Origin of the sequence: Actinomadura sp. GC306 (genome assembly GCF_004348665.1) — a bacterium.
Taxonomy (GTDB): domain Bacteria; phylum Actinomycetota; class Actinomycetes; order Streptosporangiales; family Streptosporangiaceae; genus Spirillospora.
The window spans coordinates 1-25,303 of sequence record NZ_SMKM01000040.1 but is presented as its reverse complement, the minus strand read 5'-3'; the positions used below and the strand labels follow the sequence as shown (position 1 = coordinate 25,303).

Annotated in this window: 24 protein-coding genes; 22 read left to right on the top strand and 2 right to left on the bottom strand. The window is 73.3% G+C overall.

Annotated features, from left to right (window positions below; translation table 11 throughout):
• Positions 1 to 8: 8 nt before the first annotated feature.
• From E1200_RS08855 to E1200_RS08820, 8 genes are read left to right on the top strand one after another with little or no spacing between them, the layout of a single operon-like run.
• A complete protein-coding gene (locus E1200_RS08855) occupies positions 9 to 1,067 on the top strand; it encodes a sugar ABC transporter substrate-binding protein (RefSeq protein ID WP_131951333.1) in 1,059 nt (352 codons plus the stop codon).
• The gene (locus tag E1200_RS08850; RefSeq protein ID WP_131951332.1) at positions 1,064 to 2,632 is read left to right on the top strand and encodes a sugar ABC transporter ATP-binding protein; all 1,569 of its coding nucleotides are present in this window, start codon (positions 1,064 to 1,066) and stop codon (positions 2,630 to 2,632) included. Before E1200_RS08855 ends, E1200_RS08850 begins: the two co-directional genes overlap by 4 nt.
• On the top strand, positions 2,629 to 3,645 hold the full coding sequence (locus E1200_RS08845) for an ABC transporter permease (RefSeq protein ID WP_131951331.1): 1,017 nt from the start codon (positions 2,629 to 2,631) through the stop codon (positions 3,643 to 3,645). Before E1200_RS08850 ends, E1200_RS08845 begins: the two co-directional genes overlap by 4 nt.
• 5 nt (positions 3,646 to 3,650) lie before the next feature.
• The gene (locus E1200_RS08840; RefSeq protein WP_131951330.1) at positions 3,651 to 4,631 is read left to right on the top strand and encodes an aldo/keto reductase; all 981 of its coding nucleotides are present in this window, start codon (positions 3,651 to 3,653) and stop codon (positions 4,629 to 4,631) included.
• An 11-nt stretch (positions 4,632 to 4,642) separates the two neighbouring features.
• On the top strand, positions 4,643 to 5,470 hold the full coding sequence (locus E1200_RS08835) for an amidohydrolase family protein (protein WP_131951329.1): 828 nt from the start codon (positions 4,643 to 4,645) through the stop codon (positions 5,468 to 5,470).
• Between the two features lie 2 nt (positions 5,471 to 5,472).
• On the top strand, positions 5,473 to 6,177 hold the full coding sequence (locus E1200_RS08830) for a (Fe-S)-binding protein (RefSeq protein WP_131951328.1): 705 nt from the start codon (positions 5,473 to 5,475) through the stop codon (positions 6,175 to 6,177).
• Positions 6,174 to 7,571: a lactate utilization protein B gene (locus tag E1200_RS08825; RefSeq protein ID WP_131951327.1), complete on the top strand. Its 1,398-nt coding sequence runs from the start codon at positions 6,174 to 6,176 to the stop codon at positions 7,569 to 7,571. The genes E1200_RS08830 and E1200_RS08825 overlap by 4 nt, the downstream gene beginning before the upstream one ends.
• Positions 7,568 to 8,197: an LUD domain-containing protein gene (locus tag E1200_RS08820; RefSeq protein ID WP_131951326.1), complete on the top strand. Its 630-nt coding sequence runs from the start codon at positions 7,568 to 7,570 to the stop codon at positions 8,195 to 8,197. Before E1200_RS08825 ends, E1200_RS08820 begins: the two co-directional genes overlap by 4 nt.
• Positions 8,198 to 8,204: 7 nt before the next feature.
• On the opposite strand, the gene E1200_RS08815 is transcribed toward E1200_RS08820, so the two are convergent.
• Complete coding sequence (locus E1200_RS08815; RefSeq protein WP_131951325.1) at positions 8,205 to 9,101, bottom strand: hydroxymethylglutaryl-CoA lyase; 897 nt, start codon at positions 9,099 to 9,101, stop codon at positions 8,205 to 8,207.
• 119 nt (positions 9,102 to 9,220) lie between these two features.
• Here E1200_RS08815 and E1200_RS08810 point away from each other — a divergent pair, with 119 nt between their 5' ends.
• The 11 genes from E1200_RS08810 (at position 9,221) to paaE (ending at position 21,978) form a co-directional block, all read left to right on the top strand.
• On the top strand, positions 9,221 to 9,904 hold the full coding sequence (locus E1200_RS08810) for a GntR family transcriptional regulator (RefSeq protein WP_131951324.1): 684 nt from the start codon (positions 9,221 to 9,223) through the stop codon (positions 9,902 to 9,904).
• Between the two features lie 23 nt (positions 9,905 to 9,927).
• A complete protein-coding gene (locus tag E1200_RS08805; protein WP_131951323.1) occupies positions 9,928 to 11,151 on the top strand; it encodes a CoA transferase in 1,224 nt (407 codons plus the stop codon).
• 28 nt (positions 11,152 to 11,179) lie between these two features.
• A complete protein-coding gene (locus tag E1200_RS08800; RefSeq protein WP_131951322.1) occupies positions 11,180 to 13,240 on the top strand; it encodes a hydantoinase/oxoprolinase family protein in 2,061 nt (686 codons plus the stop codon).
• Positions 13,240 to 15,138 carry a hydantoinase B/oxoprolinase family protein gene (locus E1200_RS08795; RefSeq protein WP_131951321.1) on the top strand — a complete coding sequence of 633 codons (1,899 nt, stop codon included), beginning with the start codon at positions 13,240 to 13,242 and terminating at the stop codon, positions 15,136 to 15,138. Before E1200_RS08800 ends, E1200_RS08795 begins: the two co-directional genes overlap by 1 nt.
• Before the next feature lie 62 nt (positions 15,139 to 15,200).
• Entirely contained in the window at positions 15,201 to 15,836 is a 636-nt protein-coding gene (locus E1200_RS08790; RefSeq protein ID WP_243708423.1) for an isochorismatase family protein, read from the top strand.
• 126 nt (positions 15,837 to 15,962) lie between these two features.
• Positions 15,963 to 18,077 carry an MMPL family transporter gene (locus E1200_RS08785; protein ID WP_131951319.1) on the top strand — a complete coding sequence of 705 codons (2,115 nt, stop codon included), beginning with the start codon at positions 15,963 to 15,965 and terminating at the stop codon, positions 18,075 to 18,077.
• A 99-nt stretch (positions 18,078 to 18,176) separates the two neighbouring features.
• The gene (paaA, locus tag E1200_RS08780) at positions 18,177 to 19,139 is read left to right on the top strand and encodes a 1,2-phenylacetyl-CoA epoxidase subunit PaaA (protein ID WP_131951318.1); all 963 of its coding nucleotides are present in this window, start codon (positions 18,177 to 18,179) and stop codon (positions 19,137 to 19,139) included.
• A complete protein-coding gene (gene paaB, locus E1200_RS08775; RefSeq protein ID WP_131951317.1) occupies positions 19,136 to 19,444 on the top strand; it encodes a 1,2-phenylacetyl-CoA epoxidase subunit PaaB in 309 nt (102 codons plus the stop codon). Before paaA ends, paaB begins: the two co-directional genes overlap by 4 nt.
• A 13-nt stretch (positions 19,445 to 19,457) precedes the next feature.
• On the top strand, positions 19,458 to 20,375 hold the full coding sequence (gene paaC, locus E1200_RS08770) for a 1,2-phenylacetyl-CoA epoxidase subunit PaaC (RefSeq protein WP_131951316.1): 918 nt from the start codon (positions 19,458 to 19,460) through the stop codon (positions 20,373 to 20,375).
• Positions 20,369 to 20,896: a 1,2-phenylacetyl-CoA epoxidase subunit PaaD gene (gene paaD / locus E1200_RS08765; RefSeq protein WP_131951315.1), complete on the top strand. Its 528-nt coding sequence runs from the start codon at positions 20,369 to 20,371 to the stop codon at positions 20,894 to 20,896. The genes paaC and paaD overlap by 7 nt, the downstream gene beginning before the upstream one ends.
• Entirely contained in the window at positions 20,896 to 21,978 is a 1,083-nt protein-coding gene (paaE, locus tag E1200_RS08760; RefSeq protein WP_131951314.1) for a 1,2-phenylacetyl-CoA epoxidase subunit PaaE, read from the top strand. The genes paaD and paaE overlap by 1 nt, the downstream gene beginning before the upstream one ends.
• Before the next feature lie 10 nt (positions 21,979 to 21,988).
• On the opposite strand, the gene E1200_RS08755 is transcribed toward paaE, so the two are convergent.
• Positions 21,989 to 22,618: a TetR/AcrR family transcriptional regulator gene (locus E1200_RS08755; protein WP_207933249.1), complete on the bottom strand. Its 630-nt coding sequence runs from the start codon at positions 22,616 to 22,618 to the stop codon at positions 21,989 to 21,991.
• Between the two features lie 88 nt (positions 22,619 to 22,706).
• Here E1200_RS08755 and E1200_RS08750 point away from each other — a divergent pair, with 88 nt between their 5' ends.
• From E1200_RS08750 to E1200_RS08740, 3 genes are all read left to right on the top strand, one after another.
• A complete protein-coding gene (locus E1200_RS08750) occupies positions 22,707 to 23,327 on the top strand; it encodes a TetR/AcrR family transcriptional regulator (RefSeq protein WP_131951313.1) in 621 nt (206 codons plus the stop codon).
• Entirely contained in the window at positions 23,324 to 24,169 is an 846-nt protein-coding gene (locus E1200_RS08745) for a thioesterase family protein (protein WP_165950252.1), read from the top strand. The genes E1200_RS08750 and E1200_RS08745 overlap by 4 nt, the downstream gene beginning before the upstream one ends.
• Positions 24,170 to 24,390: 221 nt before the next feature.
• On the top strand, positions 24,391 to 25,303 hold a 913-nt coding region (locus E1200_RS08740; protein WP_243708427.1), incomplete at its 3' end, for a DEDDh family exonuclease.

The window sequence follows — 25,303 nt, the reverse complement described above, 5'->3', positions numbered from 1 at the left end:
AGGAATCCATGAAGATCCGCACCAAGATCCTGACCGCGGCCGCGGCGACGGTGTCGGCCGTCGTGCTCGCCGGCTGCGGCAGCACCACCGACAGCGGCGGCGCGGCCGGCGACGGCGGGGGCGCCAAGGACGGCAAGGTGGGCGTCGGCCTACCGCTGCTGACCTCGCCGTTCTGGCAGGCGTACAACAACTACGTCCCGCAGATGGCCGAGGAGCAGGGTGTGGAGACACTGCCCACGGTCAACTCCAACTCCGACCCGACGCAGCAGATCACCGACATCAACAACATGCTGAACCAGAACGTCGCCGGGCTGGTCGTCGCGCCGCTGGACAGCGCGGCGATCGTGGCGGGCCTCAACCAGGCCGAGCGCAAGGGCGTCCCGGTCGTGGCCGTGGACGTCGCCCCCGAGAAGGGGAAGGTCGCGATGGTGGTGCGGGCGAACAACGTCGCGTACGGCGAGAAGGCGTGCACCTACCTCGGCGACGAGATCAAGTCCGGCAAGGTGGTGCAGATCCAGGGCGACCTGGCGTCGGTGAACGGACGGGAGCGCTCGGAGGCGTTCCGGTCCTGCATGAAGACGAAGTACCCGGACGTCAAGGTGCTGGAGATCCCGGCCGAGTGGAAGGCCGAGAAGGCCGCGTCCGGGCTGGACAGCCTGCTCAACGCCAACCCCGACCTCAAGGGCATCTACATGCAGGCCGGCGGGGTCTACCTCGCGCCGACCCTGCAGGCGCTCAAGAGCAAGAACATGCTGTTCAAGGCCGGCGACCCCAAGCACATCGCGATCGTCTCCAACGACGGGATCCCGCAGGAGTTCGAGGCGATCCGCAAGGGCGAGATCGACGCGACCGTGTCGCAGCCCGCCGACGCCTACGCGAAGTGGGGCCTGTACTACATCAAGCAGGCGATGGCCGGTAAGACGTTCGAGCCCGGCCCGACCGACCACGGCAGCACGATCGTCAAGCTGCCCAACGGCATGCTGGAGGACCAGCTCCCGGCTCCGCTGGTCACCAAGGAGAACGTCGACGACAAGGAGCTGTGGGGCAACACGGTGGGCGGCGAATGACGGCCGGCGCCGGGCGGGACCGCACCCCGGGTGCGGTCCCGCCGCTCGCCGAGGCGATCGGGGTGAGCAAGCGGTTCGGGTCGACGGTCGCGCTGGCCGACGCCCGCCTGGCGGTCCTGCCGGGCGAGTCGCACGCGCTGGTGGGACGCAACGGCGCCGGCAAGTCCACGCTCGTCAACGTCCTCACCGGAATCTTCCCGCCGGACACCGGCGAGATCCGGTTCGACGGGCAACCCGCGCCCGCCCCCGGAGACCGGGGCGCCTGGCAGTCGAGGGTGGCCTGCGTCTACCAGAAGTCGACGATCATCCCCGGGCTGACGGTGGCGGAGAACCTGTTCCTCAACCGGCAGCCCGGCCGCGGCGGAGTGATCGGCTGGGCGCGGATGCGGCGCGAGGCGCGGGACCTGCTGGAGACCTGGGACATCCGGGTGGACCCGGCCGCGGCGGCCGGGGACCTGACCGTCCAGGACCGGCAGTTCGTGGAGATCGCCCGCGCGCTGTCGTTCGGCGCCAGGTTCATCATCCTGGACGAGCCCACCGCGCAGCTCGACAACGCCGAGATCGAGCGGCTGTTCACGCGGATGCGCGAACTCCAGGAGGCGGGGGTGACGTTCCTGTTCATCTCCCACCACCTCCAGGAGGTGTACGAGGTCTGCCAGACCGTCACGGTGTTCCGCGACGCCCGCTGGATCACGACCCGGCCGGTCGCGGAGCTGCCCCGCGCCGCGCTCGTCGAGGCGATGACCGGAGAGGCCGCCGAGCTCGGCCGCAGCACCGGGCACCGCCAGCCGGTGCAGGCGCCCGTCCGGCTGGAGGTGGACGGGCTGACCGCCGGGGACGGCACCTACGAAAACGTCCGGTTCACGGTGCGGCGCGGGGAGGTCGTCGGGCTGGCCGGATCCAGCGCGGGCGGCAAGATCGAGCTGGCCGAGACGCTGGCCGGGCTGCGCCGGCCGGAGTCGGGGACCGCGACCCTGGACGGGGCGGCGCTGCCGTTCGGGGACGTCCGCCGCGCGATGGCGGCCGGGGTCGGGTTCGTCCCGCGCGACCGGCACGCCCAGGGCCTGGTGGCCGGGCTGTCGGTGGGGGAGAACGCCACCATGACGGCCGCGAGTCTCGGCGGCCGCGGGACGGGGGACCGGGACGGGATCCGCGACCTCGGCCCGCTCGGGGTGATCGGGCCGCGCCGGATGCGGGCCGCCGCGTCCGCCGCGATCCGTGAGCTGGACATCAAGACCACCGGTCCCGAGCAGCCGGTGAACGGCCTGTCCGGCGGCAACCAGCAGAAGGTCGTGCTGGCCCGCGCGCTGGCCGTCGACCCCCGGCTGCTGATCCTGATCAACCCGACCGCCGGGGTGGACGTGAAGTCCAAGGAGGCGCTGCTGGGCGTGGTGGACGAGATCCGCGAGCGCGGCACCTCGGTGATCATCATTTCCGACGAACTGGACGACCTGCGCCCCTGCGACCGGGTGCTGGTCTTCTTCCACGGCCGCGTCACCGCCGAGCACGCGGCGGGCTGGAGCGACCACGAGATGGTCGCATCGATCGAGGGGGTCTCCCAATGACGGACACCGTGGCCGAGCCCCGGCCCGCCACCGCTCCGCGGTCCGGGCCGCCCCCGGCGCTGCGCGGGCTGCGCGAGTTCGCGCTGGTGCCGGCGCTCATCGCGCTGGTCGTGCTGGGCGCCGTGGTCAACGACAGCTTCCTCACCGAGCGCAACATCATCAGCATCCTGGGCGCCTCCGCCGCGCTCGCGCTGGTGGTGCTCGGCGCGTCGCTGATCCTGATCACCGGCAAGATCGACCTGTCGCTGGAGTCGACGGTCGGCATCGCCCCGGGCCTCGGCGCGCTGCTGGTCATCCCCGCCGCGTCCGCCGGGTTCGGCACCGAGCTGCCGGCGTTCGCGGGGATCGCCGCGATCTTCCTCGTGGGCGGGCTGGTCGGCGCGTTCAACGGGTTCCTGTCGGTGAAGCTGCGGCTCAACTCGTTCATCGTGTCGCTCGCGATGCTCATCGTGCTGCGCGGCCTGCTGACCGGCGCCACCGAGGGCAAGACGCTGTTCGACATGCCCGACGCGTTCTTCGCGATCTCGACCACCACGTTCCTGAAGCTGCCGCTGTCGGTGTGGCTCGCCGCCGGCTGCTTCGCCGTCGCCGGGTTCGTGCTGCGCTACCACCGGCTGGGCCGGGCGCTGTACGCGGTGGGCGGCAACGCGGAGGCGGCCCGCGCGGCGGGCATCCGGGTGGAGCGGGTGATCTTCTCGGCCTACGTCGTCGCCGGACTGCTGTCCGCCGCGGGCGGGCTGGTGCTGACCGGGTACGTCGGCGCGATCAACGCCGGCCAGGGGCAGAACATGATCTTCACGGTGATGGCCGCGGCCGTCATCGGCGGGATCTCGATGACCGGCGGGTCCGGCACGATGACCGGCGCGCTCACCGGCGTGCTGCTGCTCGGGGTCGTCGACAACCTGCTGACGCTCGCGCAGGTCGCCTCGTTCTGGAAGCAGGCCATCTACGGCGGGATCATCCTCGTGGCGCTGGTCATCTCGCGGGTGACCTCCGGGCAGGCGCAGGAGTGACGGCGGTGCGGACGCAGGACCGGCGCCCGCTCGGGCGGTCGGCGGTGCGGGTGACGGCGCTGTCGTTCGGCAGCGCCGCCATCGGGGGCCTGTACGCCCCGGTGCCGGACGAGGGCGCCGCCGGGACCGTCCGGCGGGCCCTCGACCGGGGGATGCGGTATCTCGACACCGCGCCGCACTACGGGGCGGGCACGGCCGAGCGGCGGCTCGGCGCCGTGCTCCGGGACGAGCCGCGCGAGTCGTACACGATCTCGACGAAGGCCGGGCGGCTGCTGCGCCCGGCCGCCACCGGGCAGCGGCCGGACGACGCGGGGTTCCCCGGCGAGCCGCCGGTCAGGCGGGTCTGGGACTTCAGCGGCGACGGGATCCGCCGGTCCCTGGAGGAATCGCTGGACAGGCTCGGGCTCGACCGGGTCGACGTCCTCTACCTGCACGACCCGGACGAGCACGAGGAGCAGGTCTACGCCGAGGCGTTCCCGGCGCTCGCGAAGCTCCGGGACGAGGGCGTCGTCGGCGCCGTCGGCGTGGGCATGAACCAGGCGGCGATGCCGGCGCGGTTCGTCCGGCGGCTGGACCTGGACGTGGTGCTGTGCGCTGGCCGGTACTCGCTGCTCGACCAGTCGGCGCTCGCGGAACTGCTGCCCGCCTGCGCGGAACGCGGCACCTCCGTCGTGGCCGGCGGGGTCTACAACTCCGGCCTGCTGGCCGGCGGCACGACCTACGACTACCGGCCCGCCCCCGCCGGGCTGCGGGAGCGGGTCGCCCGGATGCGCCGCGTCTGCGAGGCGCACGGGGTGCCGCTGGCCGCCGCCGCGCTGCGCTTCCCCCTCGGGCATCCGGCCGTGGCGAGCGTCCTGGTCGGCTGCCGCACGCCCGACGAGGCCGACCGCAACGCGGCCATGTTCGAGCGGGACGTCCCGACGGCGCTCTGGGACGACCTGCGCGCCGCCGGCCTGCTGGACGCCGCCGTACCCGTTCCATCGTGAGGGAGCCCCGGATGTTCGACGCGCATCACCACCTCTGGGACACCGCCGTCCGCGACCAGGTGTGGATGGACGGCCCCTGGGCCGACCCCATCCGCGGCAGGTTCGACCTCGCCCGCTACGAACAGGCGGCCGGGCCGGACGGCGTGACCGGTTCGATCGTCGTGCAGTCCCTCTCCAGCATCGAGGAGACCCGGGAGCTGCTCGCGGTGGCGCAGGGTCCCGGACCGGTCGTCGGGGTCGTCGGCTGGGTCGACCTCACCGCACCCGACGTGGCCGAGACACTGGCGCGACTCAGCGCGGGGCCGCTGGTGGGCATCCGGCACCAGGTGGAGGACGAGCCCGATCCGCGCTGGCTGCTGCGCGACGACGTCCGGCGCGGCCTGCGGGCCGTGGGGGAGGCCGGGCTGGTGTACGACGTCCTCGTCAAGCCCGAGCAGGCGGACGCGGCGCTGGCGACCGCGCGCTCCCTGCCCGAGGTGCCGTTCGTCCTCGACCACGCCGGTAAACCGGACATCGCGGGCGGCGTCCGGGAGCCGTGGGCGTCCTGGATCACCGCGCTGGCGGCGCTGCCGAACGTCACCGCCAAGCTGTCCGGCCTCGTCACGGAGGCGGCGCCGGGCCGCTGGGCCGAGGACGTCCCGCCGTACGCGCGGCACGTCCTCGACGCGTTCGGCCCGCACCGGGTGATGTACGGGTCGGACTGGCCGGTCTGCACGCTGGCCGCCGCGTTCGGCGAGGTGACCGGGCTCGTGCGCGCCGCCGTGGCCCGTCTTCCCGAGGCCGAGCGCGCCGAGGTCCTCGGCGGCACCGCACGCCGCGTCTACGGCATCGGGAGGTGACCATGCGCGTCGCGCTGTTCGCGACCTGCGTCAACGACACCCTGTTCCCCGGCACCGCGCGGGCCGTGGTCCGGCTGCTGGAGCGGCTCGGCTGCACGGTGGACTTCCCCGCCGCCCAGACCTGCTGCGGGCAGATGCACTTCAACACCGGCCACCGCCGCGACGCCGCGCCGCTCGCCCGCCGCTTCGGCGAGGTCTTCGCCGGCCACGACGCGGTGGTGGTGCCGTCGGGGTCCTGCGCCGCCATGGTCCGCGAGTGGTACCCGGTGCTGGGGGCGGCGCCGCCGGACGGCGTGTACGAGCTGTCGGAGTTCCTGGTCGACGTGCTCGGCACGGTCGACGTGGGCGCCTACTTCCCGCACACGGTCACCTACCACCCGACCTGCCATTCGCTGCGTTCCCTGCGGGTCGGGTCACGGCCGGAACGGCTGCTCGCGGCGGTGCGCGGGCTGACGCTCGTCCCGCTGGAGGAGGCCGAGGAGTGCTGCGGCTTCGGCGGGACGTTCGCGCTGAAGAACCCGGCGGTGTCGGCCGCGATGTGCACCGGCAAGGTCCGGCACGTGCTCGGCACCGGCGCGGAGGTGCTGTGCGCCGCCGACAACTCCTGCCTGATGCACATCGGCGGGACGCTGCGCCGCCAGCGCGCCGGGGTGCGGACGATGCACCTGGCGCAGATCCTCGCCTCGACCGAAGGGGACCCCGCATGAGCGGCACGTTCGTCGGGATGCCGGCCTTCCCGGCCGCGTCGGCGCGGGCGGTGGACGACGCCCGGCTCCGGCGCAACCTGCGGCACGCGACCCGGACGATCCGCGGCAAGCGCGCCGCCGCGGTCGCCGAGCAGCCGGACTGGGACCGGCTCCGCGCCGCGGGCGCCGCGATCAAGAACCGGGTGCTGCGGCACCTGGACGTCTACCTGGAGCGCCTGGAGGAGTCGGTCACCCGCGCGGGCGGGCACGTCCACTGGGCCGCCGACGCCGCCGAGGCCAACCGGATCGTCACCGATCTGGTGCGCGCCACCGGCGAGACCGAGGTGGTGAAGGTCAAGTCGATGGCCACCCAGGAGATCGGGCTCAACGAGGCGCTGGAGCGCGCGGGGATCACCGCCTACGAGACCGACCTCGCCGAGCTGATCGTCCAGCTCGGCGAGGACCGGCCGTCGCACATCCTCGTCCCGGCCGTCCACCGCAACCGCGCCGAGATCCGGGAGATCTTCGCGCGGGCGATGGCGGGCCGGGGCCGGCCCGCGCCGGACGGCCTCACCGACGACCCGGCCGCGCTCGCCGAGGCCGCCCGGCTGCACCTGCGGGAGCGGTTCCTGTCCGCCAAGGTCGGGGTCTCCGGCGCCAACTTCGCCGTCGCCGACACCGGGACGCTGGTGGTGGTGGAGTCCGAGGGCAACGGCCGGATGTGCCTGACCCTCCCGGAGACCCTGATCTCCGTGGTCGGCATCGAGAAGATCGTCCCTTCGTGGCGGGACCTGGAGGTCTTCCTCCAGACGCTGCCGCGCTCCTCCACCGGCGAGCGGATGAACCCTTACACCTCGACCTGGACGGGGGCGGTCGAGGGCCAGGAGTTCCATCTCGTCCTGCTGGACAACGGCCGCACCGACGTCCTCGCGGACGAGGTCGGGCGGCAGGCGCTCCGCTGCATCCGCTGCTCGGCGTGCCTGAACGTCTGCCCGGTGTACGAGCAGGCGGGCGGGCACGCCTACGGCTCGGTCTACCCGGGCCCGATCGGCGCCATCCTCACCCCGCAGCTGAACGGCCTGGCGTCGGAGCTGGAGGAGTCGCTGCCCTACGCGTCGACGCTCTGCGGCGCGTGCTACGACGCCTGCCCCGTGGAGATCAACATTCCGGAGGTGCTGCTCGACCTGCGCGCCAAGGTCGTCTCCTCGGGAGGGCACCGGGGCGAGCGGCTGGCGATGGGCGCGGCACGGCGCGTCCTGGAGTCGCCCGCCCTCCTGGCGGCGGGGCAGCGGGCCGCGGGACGGCTGCGCCCGCCCCGCAGGCTGCCCGGCCCCCTCGCCGCCTGGACCGACACCCGCGACGTGCCGGCGCCGCCGCGCGAGCCGTTCCGCGACTGGTGGAGGCGCAACCGATGAGCTCGCGGGAACTGATCCTGGGCCGGGTCCGCGCGGCGCTGGCCGACGTCCCGGAGACCGAGGCGCCGGAGGACGTCCCCGTTCCGCGCGACTACCGGCACTCCCTGCCCGGCACCCCGGGCGAGGCCGGTCCGCCGGCCGGTCCGCCGGTCGATGCGCTGGTCGATCTGCTCGTCGACCGGCTGGCCGACTACGGGGCGGTCGTGCACCGCGGCGTACCGGTCGCCGGACTGCTGCCGGGCCGGGTCGCGGCCCCGCCCGGAGTGCCGCCGGAATGGCTCACGGGCGTGGACGCGGTCCTGGACGACCCGCCGCTGCCGACCGCCGACCTCGACGCGCTGGACGGCGTCGTCACGGGCTGTGCCGTGGCGATCGCCGACACCGGCACGCTCGTCCTGGACGCCTCCGCCGATCAGGGGCGCCGGGAGCTCACCCTGGTCCCTGACAGGCACCTGTGCGTCGTGCGTACGGGGCAGATCGTCGGCACGGTGCCCGAGGCCCTCGCCCTGCTCGACCCGTTCCGGCCGCTGACCTGGGTCAGCGGCCCGTCGGCGACCAGCGACATCGAACTCGACCGCATCGAGGGCGTGCACGGCCCCCGCGTCCTGGAGGTCGTCATCCTCTGACGGCCCGCTAGCCGGGGAAGGGGCCCGCCCGGCCTAGGAGGGCCTGGACCGGGCTGTCCAGGCGGTCGGACAGCCAGGCGGCCGTTTCGGTCACCGTGGTCATGTCCACGCCGGTCGGGATGCCGGTGCGGTCCAGGGCGTAGACCAGGTCCTCGGTCGCTATGTTGCCCGTCGCGGCGGGGGCGAAGGGGCAGCCGCCGAAGCCGCCGGTGCTCGCGTCCAGGGCGCCTACGCCGTGGTCGAGCGCCGCCATGGCGTTGGCGTAGCCGGTGTTGCGGGTGTTGTGGAAGTGGCAGCGCAGCGGGATGTCCGGGGCGATCTCCCTGGCGCCCTGCAGGAGGGTGCGGACCTGGGCGGGGACGCCCACGCCGATCGTGTCGGCGATGCAGATCTCGTCCGGCGGCTCGCTCTCGACGATCCGCCGGACGAGGTCGAGGACCTTGTCGGCGGGGACCTCGCCCTCGAACGGGCAGCCGAACGCGGCGGCGAGGGTCACCGAGCGGTACAGCCCGGCCTCGCGGGCCCGCCCGGCGATGGTCGCCCAGTTGGCGAGGCCCTCCTCGACCGTGCAGCCCTGGTTGCGCCGGCTGAACTCGTCGGTGGAGACCACGACGACGTTGATCTCGTCCACGCCGGTCGCCAGGGCGCGGTCAAGGCCGCGCGGGTTCAGGACGAGCCCGGCGTAGCTGACCCCCTCGACGCGGGGGACGCCCGCCATGACCTCCTCGGCGTCGGCCATCTGCGGCACCCGCTTGGGGTTGACGAAGCTGACGGCCTCGATCCGGCGCAGCCCCGCGGCGATGCTGCGTTCGATCAGCCGCACCTTGTCGGCGGCCGGGAGGATCGCGGCCTCGTTCTGCAGCCCGTCCCGGGGGCCGACTTCGATCACTTCGACTTCCGCCATCAAGGTCCCCTTGTATGCAATCTGTGGGTGCTATGTCGAATTTACACAGGTCACACCTTGTGTCAAGCGGGTTCGTGTGTCTATGTTGCATACAAATCGACCCTCGGGAGGAGGTTCGGATGGCCCGAGCCGTGGACCGCGTGTACACGCGGCTGCGCGCCGACATCCTGGACGGCGTCCACCCCGCCGGCACGCGGCTCGGCGAGGCGGAGCTGGCCGAGGCCACCGGCTCCAGCCGCACGCCGGTGCGCGAGGCATTGCGCCGTCTGGAGGTCGAGGGGCTCGTCGAGATCCTGCCGCACCGCGGCGCGCGGGTCCCGGACTGGTCGCCGGAGGACCTGGAGGAGATCTACGAGCTGCGGATGCTGCTGGAGGGCGCCGCCGCCCGCCGCGCCGCCACCCGGATCGAGGCCAAGGACACCGCCCGCATGGCGGAGCTGTGCGAGCTCATCGAGCGGGCCTGCGCACCCGGCGGCGCGCAGGACCTCGACCGGGTCGCCGAGCTGAACGCCGAGTTCCACGGCATCGTCCGTACCGCGTCCGCCAGCGGCCGGCTGGTGTCGATGCTCAACAGCGTCACCCAGCTCCCGCTGGTCATGCGCACCTTCCACCGCTACTCGCCCGGCGACCTCGACCGCAGCTGCGCCCACCACCGCGAGCTGGTCGCCGCCCTGCGCGCCGGGGACGGCACCTGGGCCGAGTCGGTGACGCGGGCGCACGTGCTGGCCGCGAAGGCGGTGCTGCTCCGCGCCGCCTCCCCAACGACCCCGGGTGGCGCAGCGACGCCCCCCGCGACCGACTGAACACGGAAACGAGGACCCGCCAGATGTCCATCGAAGACGGCGCCGCCCAGGACGCCCGAGGCCCGCTCTCCGACCTGCGCGTGGTGGAGATGGGGCAGTTGCTCGCCGGCCCGTTCTGCGGGCAGCTCCTCGGCGACTTCGGCGCCGAGGTGATCAAGCTGGAGTCGCCGGGCGCCGGCGACCCGATGCGCCAGTGGGGCCGGGAGAAGCCGCACGGCAAGTCGCTGTGGTGGCCGGTCGTCGCCCGCAACAAGAAGTCGGTGACCTGCAACCTGCGCACCGAAGAGGGGCAGGACCTCGCGCGCCGGATCATCGCCGAGGCCGACGTCGTCGTGGAGAACTTCCGCCCCGGGACACTGGAGCGCTGGGGTCTGGACTTCGAGAGCCTCCGCGAGGCCAACCCCGGGCTGATCCTGGTGCGGGTGTCCGGCTTCGGGCAGACCGGTCCCTACTCGCCCCGCGCCGGGTACGGGTCGATCGGCGAGGCGATGGGCGGCATCCGGTACGTCACCGGCGATCCGGGCAACGCGCCGTCGCGCGCCGGGATCTCGCTCGGCGACTCGCTCGCCGCCGTGTTCGCCACCATCGGCACGCTGGTCGCGGTGCACAACCGCACCAACACCGGACGCGGCCAGATCGTCGACTCGGCCATCTACGAGGCGGTCCTGGCGATGATGGAGTCGCTGCTGCCCGAGTGGGCCGTGGCGGGCTACCAGCGGGAGCGCACCGGCTCCGTGCTGCCCAACGTGTCGCCCAGCAACGTCTACCCGACCGCGTCCGGCGAGATGATCCTGATCGCCGCGAACCAGGACACCGTCTTCGCCCGGCTCGCCAAGACGATGGGCCGCCCGGAGCTGAGCGACGACGAGCGCTACGCCGGGCACGCCGCCCGCGGCGCGAACATGGCCGAGCTGGACGACATCATCTCCGCCTGGTCGGCCGGGTTCGAGACGGCCGAGCTGCTGGAGCTGCTGCACGAGGGCGGCGTCCCGGCGGGCCGGATCTACACCGCCAAGGACATGTTCGAGGACCCGCACTTCGCCGCCCGCGACGCGATCGTGCGGCTCACCCACCCCGACTTCGGCGAACTGCCGATGCACAACGCGTTCCCCAAGCTCAGCGAGACGCCCGGCGCGGTCCGGCACCCCGGCCCGGGACTGGGCGAGCACAACCAGGAGGTCTACGGCGGCCTCCTGGACCTGGACGAGGCCGAGATGGCGGCGCTGTCGGAGCGCGGAGTCATCTGACCGTCAATGACGACACCCGGGAGGACAGATGGGCTATCGACTAGGCGTTGATGTAGGAGGCACGTTCACGGACGTGCTGCTCGTGGACGAGGAGACCGGCGTCAGCCACCGGGCCAAGACCTCGTCCACCCCGGAGGACCAGTCCCAGGGCGTCCTCAACGGAATCCGCAAGGTGTGCGAGGACGCCGGGATCGACCTGACCGAGGTCGCGCACGTCCTGCACGGGACCACGGTCGCGACCAACGCGATCCTCCAGGGGAAGGGCGCGAAGGTCGGGCTGGTGACGACCGAGGGCTTCCGGCAGGTGCTGCAGATCGCCCGGTCGTACGTGCCGGGCGGGCTGGCCGGCTGGATCATCTGGCCGAAGCCCGAGCCGCTCGCGCGGCTGGAGCACACGGTGGAGGTCCCCGGCCGGATCGCCTCCGACGGCTCGGAGGTCGCCCCGCTGGACGAGGAGCGCGCCCGCGCCGAGCTGCGCCGCCTCGCCGGCGCCGGGATCGAGGCGCTGACGATCGCGCTGATCAACTCGTTCGCGGACGACGGCCACGAGCGGCGGGTCGCGGAGCTGGCCGCCGAGGAGCTGCCCGGCGTGCCGGTGTCGCTGTCCAGCCGCGTCCTGCCGGAGATGCGGGAGTACGAGCGCACGGTCACGACGGTTGCCAACAGCTACGTGCAGCCGGAGGTATCGCGGTACGTCAGCAATTTGGACCGTTCCCTTACCGGCAGCGGGATCACCGCGCCGCTGTCGGTGCTGCGCAGCGACGGCGGGCTGACCAAGGCCGCCAAGGCAGCGGAGGACCCGGTGTCGCTGCTGCTGTCCGGCCCCGCCGGCGGCGTGACGGGCGCGGTGTGGTTCGCCGAGCAGGCCGGGTTCAAAAACTTCCTCACCTTCGACATGGGCGGCACGTCCACCGACGTGGCGCTCGTCCTCGGCGGGGCGCCGCGGATCGGGCGGGAGACGAGCGTCGGGGACCTGACCGTCCGGGCGACGAGCGTGGACGTCCGCTCGGTCGGCGCGGGCGGCGGGTCGATCGCGCACGTCCCCGAGCTGACCAAGGCGCTGCGCGTCGGCCCGCAGTCGGCGGGCGCCGACCCCGGCCCCGCCGCGTACGGGGCGGGCGGCACCGAGCCGACCGTCACCGACGCCAACGTCGTCCTCGGCCACCTGCCGCAGGACCTCGCCGGCGGGGAGATCTCGCTGGACGCCGAGGCCGCCCGCAAGGCCGTCCGGAGCGTCGCCGACGCGATGGGCCTGCCGAGCGTGGAGGCCGCGGCGGCGGGCATCGTCGACATCGTCAACGAGAACATGCTCGGCGCGCTGCGGCTGATCAGCGTCCAGCAGGGCTTCGACCCGCGCGAGTTCGCGCTCATGTCGTTCGGCGGCGCCGGACCGCTGCACGCCAACGCGCTCGGCCGGCTCACCGGCTCCTGGCCGGTGATCGTCCCGCCGTCGCCGGGCGTGCTGTGCGCCTACGGGGACGCGACGACCTGCCCCCGCGACGAGGCCGCCCGCACGATGGTGCGGCAGTTCTCCAAGCTGGACGACGCCGAGCTGCGCACCGCGCTGCTGGAGCTGGCCGACACCGCCGCCGCGCGGCTGGAGGCGGAGGGCGTGCCGCGCGACGTCCAGACGCAGACGTACCAGATCGACCTGCGCTACCACGGGCAGGGCTTCGAGATCCCCGTCGAGGTGGACCGCGCGGCCGTGGACGGCGACCTGCTCGCCGAGCTGGGCGCCGCGTTCGACGCCGAGCACAAGCGGCTGTTCTCCTTCCTGCTCGACAACGAGCGCGAGGTGATCAACCTGCGCGTCACCGTCAGCGGCCCCCGCCCGGAGGTCGCCTGGCGCACGCTGCCGGAGGGGACCGGCGACCCGTCCGCCGCGCTGGTCCGCGAGACCGAGGTGTGGATGGACGGCGAGACCCGTCCCGCGAACATCTACGACCGTTCCAGGCTGCTCGCCGGGGACGTGGTGACCGGGCCGGCCATCGTGGTCGAGATGGACTCCACCACGCTCGTGCTGCCCGGCCACGCCGCGACCGTGCACCCGAGCGGCAGCCTGCTGATCCGCCCGACGGAGGAGAGCTGATGGCCGAGATCCTGCAGACCAACACCGAGCCGGTCGGCCGGGTGGACATCGACCCGGTGACGCTCGACATCATCGAGAACGCGCTGCGCAACGCGCGGTACGAGATGGACGAGGTGCTGTTCCGCACCGCGCTGTCGCCGGGGATCCGCGAGCAGCACGACGAGTTCCCGCTGATCGCCGACCCGGACGGCAAGATGGTCGTCGGCCAGTTCGGGCTGTCGGTGCCGGACTTCCTCGCGAACTTCGACGGCACGATCGGCGAGGGCGACATCCTGATGACGTCCGACCCGTACGCGTGCGGCGCGGCGATCAGCCACGCCAACGACTGGCTGCTGGTGGTGCCGATCTTCCACGACGGCCGGCTGGTCGGCTGGGCGTCGATGTTCGGCCACATGTCGGACGTCGGCGGCAAGACGCCGTCCTCGATGCCCGCCGACGCCCGGACGATCTACGAGGAAGGCGTGATCGTCCCGCCGTTCAAGCTGTACGAGGGCGGGGTGCTGAACGAGGCGGCGCTCGGCATCATCCTCAACCAGGTGCGGATGCCCGAGTGGAACCGCGCCGACCTGAACGGCCTCGTCGCCGCCTGCACCACGGCGGCGCGGCGGGTGACCGAGCTGTGCGACCGGTTCGGCGTCGAGACGTACCTGTCCGCGCTGGACAACCTGCTCGACCGCAACTACAAGGCCATGAAGGTCCTGCTGGCGACGCTGTTCGAGGACGGGCAGACGCTGGAGTTCGCCGACTACATCTGCGACGACGGCTGCGGCTACGGCCCGTACGAGCTGAAGATCTCCCTCACCCGGCACGGCGAGAAGATCCATCTGGACTTCTCGCACGCCGCGCCGCAGGCGGTGGGGCCGATCAACTACTTCATCAACGAGAACCTCGTCCGGATGTTCTTCGGCATCTACGTGATCACGGTGGCCGACCCGCAGATCCTCTGGAACGACGGCTTCTACCCGCTGATCGACGTGACGATCCCCGAGGACTCGTTCTGGAAGCCGCGCCACCCCGCCGCGCTGAACGCCCGCAACCACGGCATCGGCCGGGTGTTCGACCTGTTCGGCGGGCTGCTCGGGCAGACGAACCCGGAGATCCTGAACGCGGCCGGGTTCTCGTCCTCACCGCACTTCATGTACTCCGGCCACTACACGTCGGGGCCGCGCGAGGGCGAGTGGTTCCAGCTCTACTCGATCGGGTTCGGCGGGGTGCCGGGGCGCCCGGTCGGGGACGGCCCGGACGGGCACTCGCTGTGGCCGTCGTTCCGCAACATCCCCTGCGAGTACCTGGAGTCGTACTACCCGCTGCGCATCGAGCGGTGGGAGACGATCGCCGACTCGGGCGGCGCGGGCCTGCACCGCGGCGGCAACGGCGTGGACGTCGCGTACTGCTTCGAGGAGCCGGGCACGATCGCGATCCACGACGACCGCTGGCTCACCTACCCGTGGGGCGTGAACGGCGGGCGGCCGGGGGACCGGGGCCGCAAGTGGATCGACCGGGCGGACGGCACCCGCGAGATCCTGCCCAGCAAGATCCATGACGTCCCGGTGGGGCCCGGCGACGTGCTCCACTTCGTCACGTGGGGCGGCGGCGGGTGGGGCGACCCGCTGCAGCGTCCCGCCGACCTGGTCGCGCTGGAGGTCCAGCGCGGGCTGGTGACGGCCGAGGGCGCCCGCGACTACGGCGTCGTCTGCACCGCGGACGGCACCCTGGACGAGGCGGCGACCGAACGGCTGCGGGCGGACATGAACGCCGCGCGCGGCGAGGTCCCCGTGTTCGACATGGGCCCGCCGCTCGCGGAGATCCTCGACCGGTGCGAGGAGGAGACCGGGCTGCCCGCGCCCCGCCCGCCGGTGGACGTCCGCTCGGCCGCCGCGCTGCAGGGCCGGCAATGAGCGGCGGCGAGCCTCAGCACGGGCCGGGACACGCGCCGCAACACGGGCCGCAACACGGGCCGGTGCGCGACCTCGCCGCGGACTACCGGGACTCCGGCTTCGGCGCGAGCCTCGGCTGCGGCACCTCACCGGCGGTGCTCGCGGTCGACCTCGCCCGCGCCTACCTGGTGGACGGGTCCCCGCTGCGCGCCCCGGTCGAGGGCGCGGTGGCGGCGTCCATCACGCTGCTGGAGGCGGCGCGGACGGCCGGGCTGCCGGTGCTGCACACCCGGGTGGTCCTGCAGCCCGGGGGCGCCGACGGCGGGCTGTTCGCCCGGAAGGTCCCCGCGCTGCGCGTGTTCGAGGAGGGCGGCCCCCTCGGCGGCTTCGCCGAGGGGACCGACCCCGCGCCGGGCGAGACCGTGGTCACCAAGCAGTACGCGAGCGCGTTCCACGGCACGTCGCTGGCGGCGACGCTGACCGCGGCCGGCATCGACACGCTGCTGATCTGCGGGCTCACGACGAGCGGCTGCATCCGCGCGACCGCGACCGACGCCCTCCAGCACGGGTTCCGGCCCCTGGTGGTGGACGAGGCGTGCGGCGACCGCGACCGCCGCCTGCACGAGGCCAACCTGCTCGACCTGGAGGCGAAGTACGCCGACGTCCTGTCGCTCGACCGGGCGCTGGCCATCATCGAGACGGCGGGCGCACGCCACTGAACCACCTCGGAAGAGTCAAGACGGCGACGGCCGCCCCCGCCCGCGGGGGCGGCCGTCGCAGGTTTCAGGCCGGGGGGGCGGGAAGATCTGGATGGCAACTCCACCCCACTCCATGCAAGGGACCGCATGTCTGCACCACGAGCCGTCCGCTGGATCATTCCGGCAGTCCTGGTCGTCATCTGGCTCGCCATCGGCGGCGTGCTCGGCCCGTACGCGGGCAAGCTCGGCGAGGTCACGACCAACGAGCAGGCGTCGTTCCTGCCGAGCAGCGCCGAGTCGACGCGGGCGGTCGAGCAGCAGGCCGCGTTCGAGCAGGACCAGACGATCCCCGCGATCGTCGTCTGGGAGGCCCGCGACGGCCGGGTCACCCCCGACCAGCGGGAGGCGGCGGGGCAGGCGCTGCAGTCCCTGGCCGGCGCGCCGTTCATCGCCGACACCCCGACCCCGGCCATCCCCTCGGAGGACGGCCAGGCGCTGAGCGGCGTGGTGCAGGTCCAATCGGATGTCGGCGAGGAGATCGGCCCCGTCGTGGACCAGATCCGGGACGCCGCGGCGCAGGTGCCGGGGACGAGCGTCCAGGTGGGCGGTCCGGCCGCCACCCAGGCGGACCTGTCCGACGCGTTCGCCGGCATCGACACCCTGCTGGTCCTCGTCGCCCTGGGCGTCGTGCTGGTGATCCTGCTGCTGGTGTACCGCAGCGTGCTGCTGCCGCTGCTGATCATCGTCGGCTCGATCCTGGCGCTCGGATTCGCCAGCGCGGTCGCCTACTACCTGGCCGAGAGCGACCTCGTGACGGTGGACGGCCAGGTGCAGGGAATCCTGTCGATCCTGGTCATCGGCGCCACCACCGACTACGCCCTGCTGCTGTCGGCCCGGTTCCGGGAGGAGCTCTCGCTCGGCACCGACCGGATGGCCGCCGTGGTGACGGCGTGGAAGCGCTCGGCCGGGGCCATCCTCGCCTCCGGCGGGACCGTCGCGGCCGGGCTGCTCGCCCTGCTGCTCAGCGACCTGTCCAACAACCGGGCCCTCGGGCCGGTCGGCGCGCTCGGCATCGCGTGCGCGCTGCTGAGCGCGCTCACCTACCTGCCCGCGGTCCTGGTGATCTTCGGGCGGGCGGCGTACTGGCCCGCCCGGCCGCACCCCGAGCGCCCGGACGCCTCCCGGCACGCCGTCTGGGAGCGCATCGCGCGGCTGATCGACCACCACCCGCGCCGCATCTGGGCGGCCTGCCTGATCGTGCTGATCGCGGGCGCCGCGTTCATGCCGACCCTGCGCACCGACGGGGTGCCGCTGAGCGAGACGTTCGTCGGCGACGCGGCGTCGGTGGAGGCCCAGGAGGCCCTGGACGAGCACTTCCCCGGCGGGTCGGGCAACCCCGCCATCGTGATCACGCAGGCTTCGGCACTGCAGCCGGTGCTCGCCGCGGCACAGCAGACGGAGGGCGTGGCCGGCGTCCGGCCGCGCACCGGGGAGAACGAGCAGCCGCTCGTGGTGGACGGCCGCGCCCTGGCGGAGGTGACGCTGAGCAGCTCCGCCGACAGCGACGCCGCGCGGGCGGCCGTGGACCGGCTGCGCGACAACGTCCACGCGGTCCCCGGGGCGGACGCGCTCGTCGGGGGCTACACCGCCCAGCAGGTCGACACGCAGGCCGCCGCCGAGCGCGACCGCAAGATCATCATTCCGGTCGTGCTGGCGATCATCATCGTGATCCTGATCGCCCTGCTCCGCTCGGTGGCGATGCCGGTGCTGCTGGTCGCCACCGTCGCGCTCAACTACCTGGCGACCCTCGGCGTCGCCGCGCTGGTGTTCCAGAACCTGCTCGGCTTCACCGGCACCGATCCGTCGGTGGCGCTGTACGGGTTCGTCTTCCTGGTCGCGCTCGGGGTCGACTACAACATCTTCCTGATGACCCGTGCGCGAGAGGAATCGCTGCGGCACGGGGTGCGGCGCGGCGTCCTGGAGGGGTTGACCGTGACCGGCGGGGTCATCACGTCCGCCGGGGTGGTGCTCGCGGCGACGTTCGCGGCCCTGGTGGTCATCCCGCTCTCGTTCCTCGTCCAGATCGCGTTCATCGTGGCGTTCGGGGTCCTGATGGACACGCTGCTCGTGCGGTCCCTGCTGGTCCCGGCGCTCGTCCGCGACGCCGGGCCGGTCACCTGGTGGCCGAGCGTCCTGTACCGGCGCGGCCGGGCCACGGAGAAGTCCGAGGTGCGGGCGAGGGAGAAGGCCGGCCGGCACTGATTCGCCTCCCGGCCGGCGCAGCGGCCTGTTGCGCCGGCCGGGGCCCTCGTGCGACCCTATTACTGACCGAGCGATAAGTAATTGGGTCCGGAGGGCAGGATGACCACGACTCCGGTGGAGCCGGACGCGGCGGACCGGCTCCAGGCGGCCTTCGACGCGACGATCGCGCGGCACGACCGCATCGAGCCCCGCGACTGGATGCCGGACGCCTACCGCAAGACGCTCGTGCGGCAGATCGCCCAGCACGCGCACTCCGAGATCATCGGCATGCAGCCCGAGGGCGCCTGGATCGGCCGCGCCCCGTCGCTGCGCCGCAAGGCGATCCTGCTCGCCAAGGTCCAGGACGAGGCCGGGCACGGCCTGTACCTGTACTCGGCGTGCGAGACGCTCGGCGTCTCCCGCGCGGAGCTGACCGAGCTGCTGCTGTCCGGCCGGCAGAAGTACTCCTCGATCTTCAACTACCCGACGCTGTCGTACGCCGACGTCGGCACGATCGGCTGGCTCGTCGACGGCGCCGCGATCGTCAACCAGGTGCCGCTCTGCCGCACCTCCTACGGGCCGTACGGCCGCGCGATGATCCGCATCTGCAAGGAGGAGTCGTTCCACCAGCGGCAGGGCTACGAGCTGCTGATGACGATGATGCGCGGCACCGAAGCGCAGCGGGAGATGGTGCAGGAGTCGGTCGACCGGTTCTGGTGGCCGTCGCTGATGATGTTCGGGCCGCCGGACGCCGCGTCCCCCAACAGCGCGCGGTCGATGGCGTGGGGCGTCAAGCGCAACTCCAACGACGAGCTCCGGCAGAAGTTCGTCGACATGACCGTCCCGCAGGCCGACGCGCTCGGGGTGACGCTGCCCGACCCCGGCCTGCGCTGGAACGAGGAGCGCGGCCACTACGACTTCGGCGAGCCGGACTGGGACGAGCTCGCCGCCGTCATCGCCGGCAACGGGCCGTGCAACGCGCAGCGGATGGCCCACCGCCGCGCCGCCCACGAGGACGGCGCCTGGGTGCGGGAGGCGGCCACCGCGTTCGCGGAGCGCTCCGCTGAAGGAGGTGCCGCATGACCGCCGGAGAGCCGGGCGCGAGCAGGCGCGAGTGGCCGCTGTACGAGGTGTTCGTGCGCGGCAAGCGCGGGCTCAACCACGTCCATGTCGGGTCGCTGCACGCCCCCGACGACACCATGGCGCTGCGGCACGCCCGCGACGTCTACACGCGGCGCAACGAGGGCGTGAGCATCTGGGTCGTGCGCGCCGACGCCATCACCGCGTCGAGCCCGGACGAGAAGGACCCCCTCTTCGCGCCGAGCGGCGACAAGGTCTACCGGCACCCGACGTTCTACGAGATCCCCGGGAACGTCCCGCACATGTGACCGGAGGGCGCGGATGAACGACCAGGAGAGCATCTTCGACGGGCTGATCGAGGGCGGGGACGCCTCGCAGTGGGCGTTCGGCACCGACTTCGAGGACCCGCTCGCCGGGGTCGACGCGACCGTCCCGGACGGCGTCGACCACGCCGCGCTGGCCCGGTACTGCCTCATGCTCGGCGACGACGCGCTGATCATGTCGCAGCGGCTGTCGGAGTGGTGCAGCCGGGCGCCCGACCTCGAAGAGGACATCGCGCTCGCGAACATCGCACTCGACCTCCTCGGGCAGGCGCGGCTGCTGCTGGCGCGGGCCGCCGCCGCCGACCCGGGCGCCGTGCCGCCGCTCCCGGACGGCTCGCCCGTCCCCGCCGAGGACGCGCTGGCGTTCTTCCGGGAGGCGGAGGAGTTCCGCAACGTGCGCCTCACCGAGGTCGCTAACGGGGACTTCGCGCACGTCGTCGTCCGGCTGCTGCTGTTCTCGGTGGCCCGGCTCGCGCTCCTCGAACGGCTCCGGGCGAGCCGGGACGCGGTGCTGGCGGCGGTCGCGGCCAAGGGCGTCAAGGAGGTCACCTACCACCGCGACTGGGCGGGCCGCTGGTTCCTCACCCTCGCGCAGGGCACCGACGAGTCGCGCCGCAGGCTGCTGACGGCCCTGGACGAGCTGTGGCCGCTCAAACCCGAACTCGTCTCCGCGCATCCCGTGGAGCTCTCCCTCGCGGAAGCGGGCGTCGGCGTCGACCCCGCCTCCATGGCCGGGGAGGTGGACGCCGTCCTCGACCAGGTCTTCGCCGTGAGCGGCGTCGACCGCCCGGACCGTCCCGCGCTGGCCGGTGTCGGCGGGCGGACGGGCCGGCACGGCATGCACACCGAGGCCCTCGGCCTGCTCCTCGCCGAGATGCAGGTCGTCGCCCGCGCGCATCCGGAGGGACGATGGTGACCGTGCCGCAGGACCGCGTCCGGGAGCGCGCCGCCGAGGTCGCCGCGCAGGTCCGCGACCCGGAGATGCCGATGCTCACCCTCGCCGACCTCGGCGTCCTGCGCGACGTCACGGTGGAGCGCGGGGACGGCGGCGAGGTGGTCGTCGCGTCGATCACCCCCACCTACACCGGCTGCCCGGCCATGGCCACCATGCGCGACGACCTCGTCCACCGGCTGAACGGCGCCGGGTTCCCCCGGGTGGAGGTGCGCGTCGTCCTCGATCCGCCGTGGTCGAGCGACTGGATCTCCGAGCGCGGCCGGGAGGCCCTGCGGGGGGCGGGGCTGTCCCCGCCCGGCCCGGCACGCCGCGCGGAGGGGCCGGTCGGCATCGACCTCGGGCCGACGCGCCGCGCCCTCGCCTGCCCCCGCTGCGGCTCCGCCGACACCCGGCTGACCTCGGAGTTCGGCTCCACCGCCTGCAAGGCCCTCTACCGCTGCGCCGACTGCCTCGAACCGTTCGAGCACGTCAAGGAGATCTGATGACCACTGCGGCTCCCGCGCGGACCCGGCCCGCCGCCGGGTTCCACACGCTGACCGTGGCGGCGGTCGAGCACCTGTGCGAGGACGCCGCGGCCATCACGTTCGACGTGCCCGCCGACCTGCGCGAGGCGTACGCGTTCGAGGCCGGGCAGTCGCTCACGCTGCGCCGCGTCGTGGACGGGGTGGAGCACCGCCGCTCCTACTCGATCTGCGCCCCCGCCGGGGAGGCGCCGCGCATCGGCGTCCGCGAGATCCCGGACGGCTTCTTCTCCTCGTGGCTCGTCCGCGAGGTCGTCCCGGGGACCCGGATCGAGGTGCAGCCGCCCACCGGCTCGTGGCGGGCCGACCCGTCCACCGGAGAACGGCACCTGTGCATCGCCGCCGGGTCGGGCATCACCCCGATGCTGTCGGTCGCGTCCACGGTCCTGACCCACCCCGACGCGCAGGTGTCGCTCCTGTACGGCAACCGGACGAGCCGGACGGTGATGTTCGCCGAGGAGCTCGGCGACCTGAAGAACCGGTACGGCGCCCGGTTCCAGCTCGCGCACGTCCTGTCCCGCGAGCCGCGCGACGTCGAGCTGTTCTCCGGGCGGCTCGACCGCGACCGGCTGCGCCGGCTGCTCACCGAGCTCCTGCCGGCGGAGACCTACGACCACGTCTGGCTGTGCGGGCCGCTGCGGATGATCGAGGACGCGCGGGCGGTACTCGCCGAACTCGCCGTCCCCGCCACGGTGCACGTCGAGCTCTTCTACGTCGACGAGCCGCCGCCGCAGCCGCGCCGGGCCGCCGGCGTCCCCGCCGGGGCGACGACGGAGCTGACCCTGGTCCTCGACGGCCTGCGCACGACGTCGGCCGTCTCCCGCGACACGACGCTCCTCGAAGGCGCCCAGGCGTCGCGCGCCGACCTGCCGTTCGCCTGCAAGGGCGGCGTGTGCGGGACGTGCCGCGCCGTCGTCCGCGAAGGCGAGGTGGACATGCGCCGCAACTACGCGCTGGAGGACTCCGAGCTCGCCGCCGGGTTCGTCCTCACCTGCCAGACGTTCCCCGCCGGCGACCGCGTCACGATCGACTACGACGCTTAGGTCTCGTGCCCTAAGCCTCGTGCTTGGCCAGGCCGTCGAAGGCCATGGCCGTGACCGCCCCGGCGACGGTCGCGGTGTCGTACGCGCCGTCCGCGCGGTACCACTCGACCAGCGAGTTCACCATGCCGAACAGCAGTCGGCTCACCAGCGCCGGCGGCACGTCGTCGCGCAGCGCGCCCTCCTTGACGGCGTCCGCCACCAGCGCGGCGAGCCGGTCGTCGAGCCAGCGGCGCCGCTCCAGCGCGGCCAGCTCGACCGGGCTGTTGCCCCGCACCCGCAGCAGCAGCGTGACGGACGGCTGATGCGCCACCAGCACCTCGACGCTGCGCCGCACCACCCCGCGCAGCCGCTCGTGGGCGGTGGTCCCGGGCCGCTCCTGGGACGCCTCGGCCACGACCGCTGTCAGCTCGTCGAGGGCGTCGTCCAGCGCCAGGCTGAGGAGCTGCTCCTTGCTCGTGACGTGGTGGTAGATCGCCGGCTTCGTGAGGCCCAGCTCCTTGGCCAGGTCACCCATGCTCGTGGCGTCGTACCCCTTGCGGTTGAACAGGTCCACCGCCGTGCGCAGGATCGTCTCCTGGTCGTACCCGGGCCGCCCGCGCCGCCGCCGCGCAGGCGGCTCCCCGGCCCCGGTCGTCATCATTCCCGCAGCATCTCACGGGTACGGCCGCTCGCCCGACGGTACACATCTGCTCTTGTGTCCCGTCAAAGCCGGCCGCTACGTTGAGCCGATGCGGACACACGGGTGGGGCGGGTCGCCGCCCGCCGGCGACGCGGAGGCGGTCGCCCGGATCAAGGACGCGACGCACCGCTGCGTGCGGGAGCTGGGCGGCGCGACGACCATCGCGCACGTCGCGGCCGACCTCGGGATCAGCCGGCAGACCGTCTACCGCTACTTCCCCAGCACGCACGCGATGCTGACCGCCGCGGCCTTCGACGGCACCCGCGACTTCCTCGCGCGCATGGCGCGCCGGCTCCGCAGCGTCACCGACCCGGGCGAGGCGCTGGTCGAGGCCGTGGCCTACACGATCCAGGAGGTCCCGCACGAGCCCTACCTGCGGCTCCTGCTGGACGCCGAGGCCGGCGACCCGCTGCTGCGCACCGTCACGTCCGACACCGCGCGGGCCATCGGCAGGTCGCTGCTCGACCAGAGCGCCGTCGACTGGGACGCCACCGGCATCGGCCCCGAGCGGCGCGGCGAGCTCATCGAGTGGACGCTGCGCACCGTCCAGTCCTTCCTGCTCGACCCGGGCGACCCGGCGCGGACTCCGGACGACCTGCGCGCCTTCCTCCGCCGCTGGCTCGCCCCCGCCGTCGCCGCCGCGACCTCCGCGACCCGGGCGGCCTCGTGACCACCGACAGCCGGGCGGCCGGCACGGAAGACGCCCCGGTGACCGGCGCGGCCCTGTTCGAGCGCGACGGCTCCCGGCTCGTCCCGACCGACCACGCCCGCGGCCCGTGGCGCCCCGACGCCCTGCACGGCGGCGCCGTCGCGGCCGTGCTGGCGAACGCGGTCGACGTCCCGGAGCGGACGCCCACGCGCCTCACCATCGACATGCTCGGGCCGGTGCCGCACGTCCCGCTGACCGTGCGGGTGACGCGTCCCGAGGGCGGCCGGCGCGTGGTCCGGCAGGAGATCACGCTGCTCGCGGACGGCACCCCGGTGGCGCGGGCCTCCTGCGTCGCGGTCCGCAAGAGCGACGTCGAGCTGCCCGAAGGCGCCACCGACCACCCGAACCCGTTCGGCGGCGTCCCGGTGCCCGAGCTGACCACCCCGACCCCCGGAGCCCGCGAGGCGGTCGGCTACGACTGCTTCGACTCGGGCGCGATCCGGGTCCGCAGGCTGGACGCGGATCGCGTGCCCGCGGGCTCGGCCGGCCTGTGGATCGGCCTGCTGCTCCCCGTCGTCGCCGGGGAGCCCATGCCGCCCATCGCGCGCGTCGCGGCGGCGGCCGACTACTCCTCCACCGCCACGAACATGCGGCTCGACCAGCGCAAGTGGAGCTTCATGAACACCGAGCTGACCGTGCACCTGTCCCGCGAGCCGGCCGGGGACTGGGTCGGCCTCATGGCCGCGGGCGTCGTCCAGCCGGTCGGCGCGGGCCTGAGCGTCTCCACGATCTACGACGCCGCCGGGCGGCTCGGCCAGTCCGCCCAGGCACTGGTCATCGAAGCCCGGAAGAACAGGACCTGAGTCACTTCTCGGCGGGATTATCCGGGCACTCGAATTGCCCGCCCATAAACCTGACCGAAAACGGCCACGCCGCCATGCGGGCGCGACCGCCGGTTCCCGGCCGCGGCACTGGTCGCGCGATTAGCATTTGACGCCGACACAGGCGAACGGAATGCGGGGTCGGAATGCCGGGGACGCACGCTGCAATGCGCGATCACTCCATGGACTGGACCTTGGTCGACGTGGAGACCTCGGGCTTCCGGCCTGCGCAGCATCGGGTGCTGTCCATCGCGATGCTGGCCGTCGGGGCCGACGGAAAGGTGACCGGGCGGTTCTCCTCGCTGCTGAATCCCGGCTGCGATCCCGGGCCCGTCCACGTCCACGGGCTGACGCCGCAACGGCTGGCCGGCGCGCCTAAATTCGAGCAAATCGCCCCGGACGTCGCCGCCCTTCTCCAGGGACGCGTCATGGTCGCCCACAACGCCCGTTTCGATTACGACTTCCTGGCGGAGGAATTCGCGCGCGCCGGGCTCCGGCTGCCGGTCGAACAGCGCCTCTGCACGCTCGCCCTCAACCGCAGGCTGGCACCTCCCACACGCAACATGCGCCTGGGGACGCTCGCCGCCCACTACGGCGTCACCCAGCGCAAGGCCCACGACGCGGAGGACGACACGCGCGTCCTCGCCGGTGTGCTCAACGGCTCTCTGACGGCCGCGGCCCAGCTCGGCCTCAGCCTCCCGCTCGTGCCCTGCCCGCCCCGCCAGACCAGCTCCCGCAACCGGTACCCGGCGGCGGCGCCCAAGGTCCCGTGCCCGTACCGCAACCCGGGCCGGCTCAGCGGCGGCGGGCCGCTCGTCCAGGGGATGAAGGTCGCCGTCACCGGCGACACCCGCACGCCCCGGTCCGAGCTCACGGCCAAGGCGGGCGCGGCGGGCCTGAACGTGATGTCCTCGGTCAGCCGGCACACCAGCGTCCTCGTGACCAACGCGCCGAACCCGCCGAGCACGAAGACGAAACGCGCGGTCGCCGAAGGCGTCCCGATCATCGACGAGGCCGCCTTCCTGAGCCTCCTCCAGGACGTCCGCCCCGGTACCGGGCACGAGTCCGCGACACCCCCGCCCCCGCAGGCCGCGCCTCCCGCGCAGGCGGCCGTGC